10 protein-coding genes are annotated in these 11,106 nt (G+C 61.1%); 7 read left to right on the top strand and 3 right to left on the bottom strand.

The window, feature by feature from the left end:
- The first annotated feature begins 531 nt into the window (after window positions 1-531).
- A complete protein-coding gene (locus CWO89_RS33320; RefSeq protein WP_130582726.1) occupies window positions 532-1,530 on the top strand; it encodes an aldo/keto reductase in 999 nt (332 codons plus the stop codon).
- A 162-nt stretch (window positions 1,531-1,692) separates the two neighbouring features.
- Here CWO89_RS33320 and CWO89_RS33315 read toward each other — a convergent pair whose 3' ends face one another.
- Entirely contained in the window at window positions 1,693-3,201 is a 1,509-nt protein-coding gene (locus tag CWO89_RS33315) for an amidohydrolase family protein (protein ID WP_130582725.1), read from the bottom strand.
- A gap of 446 nt (window positions 3,202-3,647) precedes the next feature.
- Between CWO89_RS33315 and CWO89_RS33310 the strand changes: the two genes are divergently transcribed.
- Both CWO89_RS33310 and CWO89_RS33305 read left to right on the top strand, forming a co-directional pair.
- Window positions 3,648-4,970, top strand: a complete 1,323-nt coding sequence (locus tag CWO89_RS33310) for an acetamidase/formamidase family protein (RefSeq protein WP_130582724.1) — start codon at window positions 3,648-3,650, stop codon at window positions 4,968-4,970.
- Between the two features lie 287 nt (window positions 4,971-5,257).
- A complete protein-coding gene (locus tag CWO89_RS33305; RefSeq protein WP_130582723.1) occupies window positions 5,258-5,467 on the top strand; it encodes a hypothetical protein in 210 nt (69 codons plus the stop codon).
- Between the two features lie 165 nt (window positions 5,468-5,632).
- On the opposite strand, the gene CWO89_RS33300 is transcribed toward CWO89_RS33305, so the two are convergent.
- The gene (locus CWO89_RS33300) at window positions 5,633-6,313 is read right to left on the bottom strand and encodes a protein-L-isoaspartate(D-aspartate) O-methyltransferase (RefSeq protein WP_130582722.1); all 681 of its coding nucleotides are present in this window, start codon (window positions 6,311-6,313) and stop codon (window positions 5,633-5,635) included.
- A 478-nt stretch (window positions 6,314-6,791) separates the two neighbouring features.
- On the opposite strand from CWO89_RS33300, the gene CWO89_RS33295 reads away from it, so the two are divergent.
- Window positions 6,792-7,961, top strand: coding sequence for a saccharopine dehydrogenase family protein (locus tag CWO89_RS33295; protein ID WP_130582721.1), 1,170 nt, complete (start codon window positions 6,792-6,794; stop codon window positions 7,959-7,961).
- 221 nt (window positions 7,962-8,182) lie between these two features.
- A complete protein-coding gene (locus CWO89_RS33290) occupies window positions 8,183-8,443 on the top strand; it encodes a hypothetical protein (protein ID WP_130582720.1) in 261 nt (86 codons plus the stop codon).
- Window positions 8,444-8,550: 107 nt separating this feature from the next.
- On the opposite strand, the gene CWO89_RS33285 is transcribed toward CWO89_RS33290, so the two are convergent.
- On the bottom strand, window positions 8,551-9,036 hold the full coding sequence (locus tag CWO89_RS33285; RefSeq protein WP_130582719.1) for a cupin domain-containing protein: 486 nt from the start codon (window positions 9,034-9,036) through the stop codon (window positions 8,551-8,553).
- A 773-nt stretch (window positions 9,037-9,809) separates the two neighbouring features.
- Here CWO89_RS33285 and CWO89_RS48300 point away from each other — a divergent pair.
- Together CWO89_RS48300 and CWO89_RS33275 are read left to right on the top strand one after the other, a co-directional pair.
- Entirely contained in the window at window positions 9,810-10,109 is a 300-nt protein-coding gene (locus tag CWO89_RS48300; protein WP_245476698.1) for a DedA family protein, read from the top strand.
- A gap of 354 nt (window positions 10,110-10,463) precedes the next feature.
- Window positions 10,464-11,106: Rieske (2Fe-2S) protein (locus CWO89_RS33275; RefSeq protein WP_245476697.1), on the top strand; the 643-nt coding region annotated here is incomplete at its 3' end.

Below are 11,106 nucleotides of genomic sequence, written 5' to 3'. Positions count from 1 at the left end.
CAGCTACAGCACCTGCGTAACTCATCGTTTCCCCTAACAGCGGCAAGACGAGGTCACCGGGCAGTTCGTTCTATCGTACTCCTGCTTCAGCACGGCCACAAATACTCCTTAAGAATGGCCGACGTGGAGGACATCCGTCGCACGAGGTTGAACACTCAGGTGCTGCACCGCATCCAAGGTGCGCGACGTGTGCCCCTGGAGTGACCGAGGCAGGAACGCCGGAGTCTGTGATCTCCTCTCTCCGATCTGCGGCTGGTTCAGGGGCTTCGGCATGCCCGACTTGAGGGAGGCCAAAATCTTGCTCGACGCTGTGGCGCCACAAGGACACTTGTGGTCGCGAGGCCCCGGTAAGATATCTGGCCCGATTAGCACTTGAGGCAGGACGTGAGCCATTTCTCACGCGTCCGGCAGTCGAAAAGTGCTAGTCTTGGAAGACTGCGCACGGCCCGGTTCTTACGGGACACATGCGACGGCAGAAATTCGTCAGGCTGACCGTTTGGCCGCTCGCGGCATGCAGTCGGAGAAACAACGATGCAATTGCGGGCCTTTGGGCGTACGGGGATGCAGCTTTCGGTGCTGGGCTTCGGCTGCGGCGCAGTGGGCGGACTTATGGTACGCGGCGATCCTGCCGAGCAGGAGCGTACCATCGCGCGGGCGATCGATGCTGGCGTGAACTACTTCGACACCGCGGTGCTGTACGGCAATGGCGAATCAGAAAGGAACCTTGGCCGAGTCTTGCAAAAGCTGAAACCTGCCAACGTGGCCGTCGGCACCAAAGTCCGGTTGCTGCCCAGCGAGTTCGGTCGCATCGCCGACGCCGTAGCGATGTCGCTCGAAGGCAGTCTGGCGCGACTACGTCGTGACCGGGTCGACATCTTTCACCTGCACAATCCGATTACCGAGACAGGAGGCGGATTGGCGCTGAGCGTCCGACAGGTGCTCGGCGACGTAGTACCAGCGTTCGAGCGCCTGCGTCAGCAGGGGAAAACTCGTTTCCTCGGGATTACGGCAGTAGGCGACACCGCGGCACTGCATCAAGTGATCGACTCGCGCGCCTTCGACAGCGCTCAGGTCGTCTACAACGTGCTCAATCCATCTGCCGCCGAGGAATTGCCGACGAACTATCCGGCACAAGATTACGGACGATTATTCGACCGCACCAAGGCGGCCGGCGTTGGAATAGTGGGCATCCGCGTGCTTGCCGGCGGCGCATTGTCGGGCTCAGCCGAGCGTCACCCGATCGCAGGTCCGGCGCCCGAGCCGATTGGTTCGGCTATGAGCTACGATGCCGACGTCGATCGCGCACGCCGTCTAGCCCCGCTGGTAAAGGAAGGGTTCGCCACCAGCCTGACCGAAGCCGCCACGCGGTTTGCGCTGTCTCACCAGGCGATGGGCACTATCTTGGTCGGCATAGCGACGCGGCAACAGTTCGAGGATGCACTCGCCGCGGTCCAAAAAGGCCCATTAGCGCGAACTGCACTCGACCGGCTGTCAGCACTGCGGCAGGCATTCTCCGGCGAACCACGATGATCGCCCAGGTTGCGCACGATTGCAGCTAGAAATTGGCTGCCTACCGCGTCCAAATTAAAAAACAATGACTTCCGAGTTTGGCACGCTTGAGACATGCCGACGAACTCTGACAATGTCAGCTTATCGGGGAAGAAGCTTGCCCGCGCCGCCGGCGCCGTTCATTTAGGTGGCGCGAACGTAGCCGTAGCGCAGGTTCGAGGGTTGCTTCGCGGCTTGTATGTACTCGTTCTTGAGCGCCGCGAGGCGGTCCTCGGAAAAGGCCGGCATCCTGGTGTTCTCAGCCGCCTTCAACTTGATCTTGTAGAACCTGGTTGCGTTGCCCGCGAAGATCAGCCGCTTGGTGGCACTGTTGGCGTCGCCAAGCGCGCCAAAGCCGTACTTCTTCTGTATATCCTCCGGGATTTCGAGCCGGCGGAGCGCCTCGATCTGCCACTGCGGTGAGCCGTACCAGACCGAGTCGGTGCCCCACATGACGTGGTCAACGCCCATCCCCTTGATCAGTGTGCCGACAAGCGCGGCGCAGAATTTCGGATGCGCCACCGCCGAGTTGGCAAAGGACGTGCCGAGCTCGGCATAGACATTGGTGACGCCGAACTTCTGCGGGATCTCCGTGAGATCGGAGGCCCACTGGATGCGGCCGGTCTGCTCGAACTCCGCCCACGCCTTGTCAGGCAATTCGAGGAATGGCCGCAGCGCCGAGTGATAGATCACGAAGTTCATCTGCGGCCAATCCTTGGCGGCCTTTCCGATGTCCCACGCCGTCGCGTATTCCCACACGCCGGCGAACGACTTCTCATAATCGGGCGGCAGCAGCCCCTTGTGGATGCACAGCGTGTTGATGCCGGACTTCACGGCTTTCTCGTAGAACGGATACATCACCTGCTCGTCGTCGAGCCGCCATGGAAACTTCGAGGGCGCCAGCGGATCTCCAATCGTGTAGGACTTCCAGGAATCCGGCTTGTAGACCTCGATCGCCTTGTCCACCTCGTCCATCCAGCCGGGTTGCTTGGGGGTGATGACGCTGTGCGCCAAGAGGCGCCGCGATCCGGCGAAGTCGTTGATCAGCTCCCGCGCCTTGACGATCTGCTCGTTGGACAGGAGCCACCAGCTCGGGTCATCGAACGGCGCGCCGCTCAGGAGCGCCATGTTGGTGTCGCTGTCGTAGTAGACCTCTTTCACGTAGTTCTGGAACTTGTAGCGGGCGAGCGAGGAAACGCCTTCCTCCTTCATCTTCGGGTTCCAGTGCTCGCTCGCGAACTTGCCGAGGTCCAACAGCTCCGCGTGATTGAAATCGTCGCGCACGAAATGGGTCTGGACATCGAAGATGAACTGGTCAGCGAGGCTTTGCGCGCGCGCCAGCATGAGCTCGGGCTCGCGAGCCTCGGCGGGCGCGACCTGGAAAACATTGCCGTAGATGTCGTTCGTGGCGAGGAACGCTGCCGCCATGCCGCAGCTCGTGTGCAGGAACTGCCTACGGCTCAAGCCGAGGTGCTTGCCGTTCACGTCGGCGAGCTCGTTGATCCGCGCCTCGACCTTCCTCTGCGTGGAGCTCTGCAGAGGCGGGAGATACTCGCCGTTGGAAACAATCTGTGTCGGTATAGGCGTTGCAGCCGATGCCGCCTCCGCGCCCGCGACGAGACGCTGTTCTCGCTCACTAAGCCAGGTGCTCATTATTCTCCTCCCGTTTGTCGGCCAGTGCTGGGCGGTGCGCGCTTGAGGTGCGCGTTGGCCACTCCCAATCAGTTAGGTGGACCGACTAGGCGACCTCTCCTGTTCGGCCGCGCGTGGATCCATCACACGCCCTACGCCCGGGCTTGCTCTCTTCATCGCTGCGAGAGCGCGGGTATACTCGAAAAAACTACTGGCGGTAGCGGCGTATCATCGCGGATTCAATGCTCGAACTTTTATTGGCGCAAGCGATGTAATGCGACAGTCACGCTGTCCCAACGCGGCATCATTCTTTCATCCGATCATTTTCAGAGCCGAAGTGTGAAAGGCTCGTTGTTCAAATGGACTGCGTCTACTCACGGCAGCGGGCATTCCATTGACGGGACAGCTCGGCAGGAGTTTGCTGACAGCGCGAACCCGTAGCATCAGCTTTATTTGCGAGGGTCATCATGTCGGAGCTCGAGCACGCGAACCAACACGTTCACCATCACCATCACGCCTGCGCCAACCTCTTCGGCTGCGGCGACGAGAAGGGTACGGGTGTCATCCGCGAGGATATCAAGGACGCGGCATTTGACAGTCGCGCCTCCGATCGCCTCCTCCATATGGACCATGTCGATCAGTGCACCTTTGATGGCTATTTGTCAGCCCGTGGCCGCTGGCGCAGGAAGTTCCTGCAAGCGAGCAGCTTTATGGGTGTGCTGGCTGCAGTCGAGCCGCGGTTCACCAGCCTTGCGCGGGCGCAGGAGGCCGGCGCCGGGCCTATGCGCCGTTCCCAGTCTGACGGTCGCGTGCACGTGGTTCCGTCGACCAGGGAGACGGTTCGGCTCGGGGTATTCGACGCTACCCTGCCGCCCATTCTTACCATCGAGTCGGGCGACACCATCAGCTTTCCCGATACGTGGTCGCACTTCCTGAATGAAATGCAGCCAGGAGTGCCGGTTGATACCCTGGCGCAGCTGCGCGTGAGCAATCCTGGCCGGGGGCCCCATTCGATCATCGGACCGATCGCTGTAAACAGCGCCGAGCCGGGCGACGTGCTGGAAATCCGGTACCAGTCGATTCGTCCCTACGAATGGGGCGCGGTGTTCAACAATCCGGGATCGCTCGGCACGGGCCTGCTGCCGCAGGACTATGCGCAGGGGCAGATCAAGTACGTCGATCTCGACGTTGGCGCCATGACGGGCAAGTTTATGCCCAACATCAGCATTCCGTTGAAGCCGTTCCAGGGCACCTTGGGCGTTGCGCCGCCCGACGGCTATTTCCCGCCCTTGAGCCCCGGCGTGACCAGTTCGGTGCCTCCGGGCCCGCACGCCGGCAATCTCGATCTCAGCGAGCTGTCCGAAGGCTCGACGCTCTACATCCCGGTGTGGAAGCCAGGCGCCCTCATCTATACGGGCGATAGCCACGCGGTGCAGGGGGATGGCGAGATTTCGCTCACCGCGCTGGAGACGCGGCTGAAAGAGCTGCGCATCCAGATCATCCTCCACAAGCAGAAGAACCTGGCCTGGCCGGTGGCGGAGACAGACACACATTGGATCATCATCGGGCTCGACAAGGACCTGAACGCGGCGATGACGCTTGCTGCGCGCAATGCGATCAGGTTTCTGGCGACGCGGGCAAAGATCGGTGAGCTGGACGCCTACGCCCTGTGCAGCATCGCCGCGAGCTTCCGCGTGACGCAGGTGGTGGACATCGTGCGCGGCGTTCACGCCCTGATCCCGAAGGCCATCTTCACTCCCGATCTCAGGCGCGAGATGACGGTGGTATGAGTGACTCACTCTGGTAACGTTACGGTCGGCCTGAAATTGCAGTCAGTCTTGAGGCAAGGCGTGCGCTAATCTCGATCCCAGGACTCTTGCGCAACGTATCGCAACGCATATTTGAGTTAGGGAGTGCGCCAAGCGGTGTAGGGTTACGACGAGGAGTTCACGAAAGCCTGTCGTAGTGAGTTATCGTTCAGTGCGCTGGACCTAGAATTGACCATCTCGCCGTTGCCGAAGAGGATCGCAGAATAGTCGGTGTCGTCCAGGTCAAAGCCAGCGCTGATGACGCTGAATTGTTCAAGCTCTTTGTCGAGCTAGAGGTGCTCCGAAAAGGGACAGGGAAGGCGCTTTTTCCTTGGGCAACTCACCTGAAAAAGTATTCGGGCAAGGCCACCCAGGACGAACAGGCAGCCGAGGACGGTCACAAGCACCGGCCATCCGTTCGTCCAGCGATTGTGAGTGCGAACAATGGCGAGCCCAGCGCCGAACAAGAGAATGCCTGACACGAAGACGAGCCCGGGGTCGCGGGAAACCCGTTCCGCCAATGTAGGGAACTAGCCAATGTTCAACAGCATGCCGGCAGCGATAGCGACAAGGGTGGGACCGATCAGGCCGGCGATCGTTCTCGAGGTGGTCATCTATGCTCAGTTACGGATGCGACAACGGGCTTATGATAAGCCAGGTCCAGTCCCCTCGAGTTGAGAGAACCGGACGGTCAGAATCTCTTTCATCGTCATTCTGCCGTTGGCGAGCTTCTCCGCCAGAATGAGCTGCTGCGTACTGGGCAGGCCGGCCGGTATGACCATTTTCCCACCCGCTTTCAATTGGTGGATCAGCGGAGGAGGAACGAGTTCGGGAGCGGCCGTCACCATCACCTTGTCAAAGGGCGCGTGCTCTGACCAACCCTGATGACCATTCGCAATCTTGAGTTCGACATTGCTGCAGCCCTGCTGCCGGAGCCGTTGTTTGGCCCTTTCGCCGAGCTCTTCGATGATTTCAACGGAGTATACCTTGCGGGCGAGCTGCGCGAGGATGGCGGCCTGATAGCCCAGACCGGTACCGATTTCGAGAACGCTGTCGTCGGCCTTGATGTCGAGCAGATCGGTCATTAAGGCGACGATAAATGGCTGCGAGATCGTCTTTCCGAAACCGATTGGAAGTGGAATATTTTCGTACGCGTAGGGCTGAAGCTCGATTGGCACAAACTCATGCCGCGGCACTTTGCCCATAGCCGTCATGACACGTTCGTCAAAGGCACTCTTGCCAACAGTGTCACGCAGCGCGAAGGCGCAGGCGGCGATGACCGCGAGCATTTCTTCACGCAGGGCCTCAAGGTCTTCTGCTCGCATTGGCAACCTCGGAAAGCTTGCCCAAACTGCTTCCAGCCGTTTGCCCCGGATCACACCCGGCATTACGCATGGGCTGGTGCACCCGCGCTCGCCCGGCCAGACTGTTGCAGCAACGGCCACCCGCCACAACCGCTCTCGCGGGCGGCAAAGAATTGTACAATCTCGATAGCTGCCCTTGAAGCGGGACATGCCGAAATCTTTGTGGCGGAACGGGCAGCGACCATGCTGTCGGCACGCATTTTACGAAGCAATCCGCGCCGCTCCCTTCCTCGCGCTACCAGCGTTTACATTTCGCAGGCTTGCGCTGCTCCTGCAGCGCGGAACGCTTTTGGTGAATCCAACGGAGGATCACAAACAATGAGCTAGTCCTATATCCTAAGATGGAAGTTCACTGAGCTACGAAAGGCCAAGAAGCGTACAGAGCGATTGCACCCGGATCTGAAGATAGTGGTCCAGGGTCTCGAGGAGGACCAACGTCGTGAAGCGGGACTTCGACCTCATCGTCTATGGCGCGACAGGTTATACCGGCCGTCTCATCGCCGAATATCTGGCGACGTCCTATCGCGGCGACGATGCCCCGTCCTGGGCGATCGCAGGACGCTCGACCGATAAGCTTTGGAAGGTGCGTGCCGACATCGGCGCATCAGGCGATTTGCCGTTGGTTAAGGCGGATGCCGCCGAGCCGGCCAGCCTGCGTTCGATGTGTGAGCGTGCGGCCGTGATCATCACGACGGTCGGGCCTTATCAGCTCCACGGTCCCGAGCTTGTGGCGGCCTGCGCGGCTACGGGCACGGCCTATGTCGATCTGTGCGGCGAGCCGGCTTGGATGCGGCGCATGATCGACGCCCATCACGCAGAGGCGAAACGGACCGGCGCGCGCATCGTCTTCTCCTGCGGCTTCGATTCCATTCCGTTCGATCTCGGCGTGCTCATGTTGCAGCAGAAGGCACGCGAGAAGTTCGGACGCCCGGCGCGGCGGGTCAAAGCCCGCCTTCGCAAGGTGAAAGGCGGCATGTCTGGCGGCACCGCGGCGAGCGCTCAGGCGACATTGGCCGCCGCTGCGCGCGACCCGGCCCTGATCCGGCTGCTGACCGATCCCTTCGCGTTGACGCCGGGGTTCACCGGGCCGTCTCAGCCGTCGGGCCTCATCCCCGAATACGACCCGAGCATGAAGGCGTGGCTCGTGCCGTTCCCCATGGCGCCGATCAACACCAAGAACGTGCACCGCACGAATTTCCTGTTGGGTCATCCCTACGGCACGGACTTCGTTTACGATGAGATGATGGTCGCGCCGGGATTTGGGGAAATCGCTGGCGTGACAACGGAGACGTTCGCCACGATGGTTTCCTTGGTCGGGACCGGCGGTCTCAAACCCGGCGCAGGCCCCACTCGGGAAGAGCGCGAGAAGGGCTTCTACGACATCCTCTTCCTGGGCGAGCTGCCGGACGGCGGACGGGTCGAGGCGGTAGTCACGGGCGACCGCGATCCGGGCTACGGCTCGACCAGCAAGATGATCGCCGAGAGCGCTCTCTGCCTCGTGCGCGACGTGCAGGGCGAGGGTGGCACCTGGACGCCGGGCGCGCTGATGGGTCCGGCGTTGCGCAAGCGTCTGCAGGAGCGCGCCGGCCTCACCTTCAGCGCGCGCTGAGGTAACGATCAGAGCCGCAGCGGCGTGCTGGATTACGTGAATCGTAACTAACGAAAGCACGGCTTGGCGAGCGCGAGCCTCAAATTCGGTTTAATGGCCGCTTCTGTGCCCAGGGGCCGAAGTAGCTCGAAATTCCCCGCATGTCCGCTATCAGGGTAGATCGTGCTTGTCTCACGCAGACCTCGACCGCCGCTTGTGACCCTGGCTGTGTGAAAAGTCACGTGTTGGCTGCGATTCCTCCGTTTCCTGATGGGGGATACGGATGGGACGTATCGTTGAAGGGGCGGATCGATCTTAGCTGGGCGCTCTTGCCGGAATGCCTGGAGGATTGGGTAAGCGAAGACAATGCGGTCCATGTGATCGATGCGTTTGTTGAAGCGCTCGATCTGCACGGAATGGGTTTCGAGCGTGTGATCGCCAAGGAGACGGGCCAGCCCTCCTATCATCCGGCAGTCCCCCCATCTCGGACATTAAGGTGCTGAATGCACGGGCGGGTGTAATGCGCGCCCGTCATCCGTTCGATCGAGGAGCCATTCGCTATTGATGAAGTCTTTCACAGGGAGTGCTGTGGCGGACTGCTCGCCGTTGTCTATTGGTTCTTCGCTGGCGCACCCGGGAGCACGGCTGGCACACCTTCCGGATTGATGTTGAAGGCCAGGAATATCAACGGCTCGTCGCCTGGGTTTCCCCATTGGTGCACGAGGTCGTATGGTTCATAGATCAAGGAACCCGGTCCCCTTGCTTCTGTTTTACCGTCGACCGTGTTGGCCCCGGTACCGGAGAGTATGAAGTATAGAGCTGCGCCTGACCGATGGTGGGGCGGGTTGGAAGGCATCTGCGCCCGAAATGTGACCCGCGTGAGATTGAGATCATAATGACCTGACTTCAGGTCGGGGATCGGGCTCGCCGTGCGGTACAATTCTCTTACGACGGCAGGTGCCGTCTCGGCAGGACGACCCAATTCTCCAGCGGGGACGAGAAAGAAGTGGAGAAAAGTTGACGGCGCCCCACTGCCTGCCGTCAGCGCGGCGGCCTTTCCGCCGGCGATGAACAGCCCTTCTCCGGCATTGAGCACTCTGACCTCGCCACCGAGCGCGACCTCGGTCGATCCTCATCTGGTAGAGGATGCCGCTGGCCGCCGAAACGCTGCTCCTCTCGCCCGGCTGAAGGGTGACGCTCACCGCTTGGAAATGGACCGGCGCGTCGGTGACGGTCGGCAGTTTGGTTGCGGCGATCACTGTTCGTGTAATCGCCGGAGGAGCCGCGGGGGTTTGCGCGGTCCCGGAGGCGGGAAGCGTCATCGCGCCGAGCAACAATAGTCCGGGTGTCCTGAACTGCATGATTGCCTCCCAGGTTCAGCGGATCATCGGAGCATGATACGCTCGCCCAGCGCCTCTTGGAATGGCGGGCCGCTTGGCCGGAGACCGGGAGCAAACGCCGAGCGAAGCGGAATTCGTGCCGTCGGGGATCATTGAAGTGGAAGAAACTGCAGCAGGCAGTCTTTGAAGATGGACTTTGCCTCTTTCTCGAGCTCTCTGATTCGTTTGATCCAGGTCCATGGACCCTGGGTCATTTCCGTGGTCGTTGCGCTGAAAAGCGCCGGCGTGCCCCTTCCCGGGGAGACTATCCTTGTTGCTGCCGCACTCCTGGCCGCCGCCGCCAATCAGATCGATATCGTTGTCATGGTAGCCGCGGCGGCTGCAGGCGCAATCATCGGAGACGGGATCGGATACACGGTCAGGCGCCGCTCCGGAATGCCGCTTCTTCGCAAATGTGGGCGATACATTCGTCTGGATGAAAACCGATTTCTGATCGGTCGATACCTGTTTTTTCCGATATGGCAGCGCAGTGGTGTTTTTTGGCCGCTTTATCGCAGTGCTGCGCATGTTTGCGGCTTTGCTTGCCGGCGCAAATGGCATGCCGGCGGGTCGCTTTTTCCTCTTCAACCTTACCGGTGGCATCTGCTGGGCGTGTCGCTTCGGCTTCGGTGCCTACGCTGTCGGAACCGAAATCTACAAGATTTCTGAAACGCTGAGCCTGGTATCACTGGGATTGTTTATTGGCGCGGGATCAGCGCTTTCAATCATCATGCGGCGATATGAAATTGCGCTCCTTCGTCAGGCTCAGCGCGCGCTGCCGGATGGCTGATGCGGAACGAACGTTCGTTTGTTGGTGGCTAAGCGGACATGATCAATTTGTGGGTGCACGGCCTAGCGCTGGTTGGATCGGCAGGCGATTTCGGCCGGCGGTGCGACGATGGCTGCGCGCAGTTTGACCAGCCACGCAGTGCTTGTCCCTGCGTTTGCCGCTTGTCATCGCGACGCTTGTGTCGAAACTGCCGAACGCGATCGAACTGAACATCAGTTCTGTACGGCTGGATAATCCAGTGCGGTTCCTTTCGCGCAGTCCTTAAACCACGGCCTCCTCTCGCCTTTGCGCGAGAGGAGGCCTATGTTGTCGAGTACCTGCAGCAGCCCCGAAGCGACAATGGGAGGTATGCTCATGGACGCGCCCAGCAAGGAATTTGTGCTGGCGGGCAGCCTTGAGGAGCTGAAGATCAAGGGGCGGCTCGTTGTGCACGGTGCCCATCGTCCGATCCTCGTCATCTACGACCGCGGGCGCGTCTTCGCCCTCGACAATCGGTGCCCGCACATGGGCTTCCCGCTCGAGCGCGGCAGCCTCGAGGACGGCATCTTGACCTGTCACTGGCACCACGCCCGCTTCGATCTCGAAAGCGGCTGCACCTTCGACCTGTGGGCGGACGACGTGCCGATCTGCGCGGTCGAGGTACGTAATGGTGACGTCTGGGTGAAGACCGCGTTCACGCAGGCCGATCCCGTCGCGCACTGGCATCAGCGGCTTGCGAACGGCCTCGCCCACGACCTCGGCCTCATCATTGCCAAGGCCATCCATGGTCAGCTCGCGGCCGGCGTACCGCAGGGCGAAATCGTCCGGCAGGTGGCGCTGTTCGGGGCGCAAAATCGCGACGGCTGGAGCGTGGGTCTTACGATCCTTACGGCACTCGCTAATCTTCTGCCTGTGCTGCCGGAGGAGGAAGCCTATCTCGCTCTCTTCCACGGCGCGCGCCGCGTGGCGGCGGACTGCAACGGCGAGGCGCCGCGGCGGGACCGCGCGCCGCTTGGAA

The organism is Bradyrhizobium sp. Leo170 (genome assembly GCF_004296405.1).
Lineage (GTDB): Bacteria > Pseudomonadota > Alphaproteobacteria > Rhizobiales > Xanthobacteraceae > Bradyrhizobium.
This window is presented reverse-complemented; position numbering and strand designations above follow the sequence as displayed.

Bases quoted from the DNA above. Each gene is read 5' to 3' on its own strand.
- CWO89_RS33320 (WP_130582726.1), top strand. From the start codon at position 532: ATGCAATTGCGGGCCTTTGGGCGTACGGGGATGCAGCTTTCGGTGCTG.
- CWO89_RS33315 (WP_130582725.1), bottom strand. From the start codon at position 3,201: ATGAGCACCTGGCTTAGTGAGCGAGAACAGCGTCTCGTCGCGGGCGCG.
- CWO89_RS33300 (WP_130582722.1), bottom strand. From the start codon at position 6,313: ATGCGAGCAGAAGACCTTGAGGCCCTGCGTGAAGAAATGCTCGCGGTC.
- CWO89_RS33310 (WP_130582724.1), top strand. From the start codon at position 3,648: ATGTCGGAGCTCGAGCACGCGAACCAACACGTTCACCATCACCATCAC.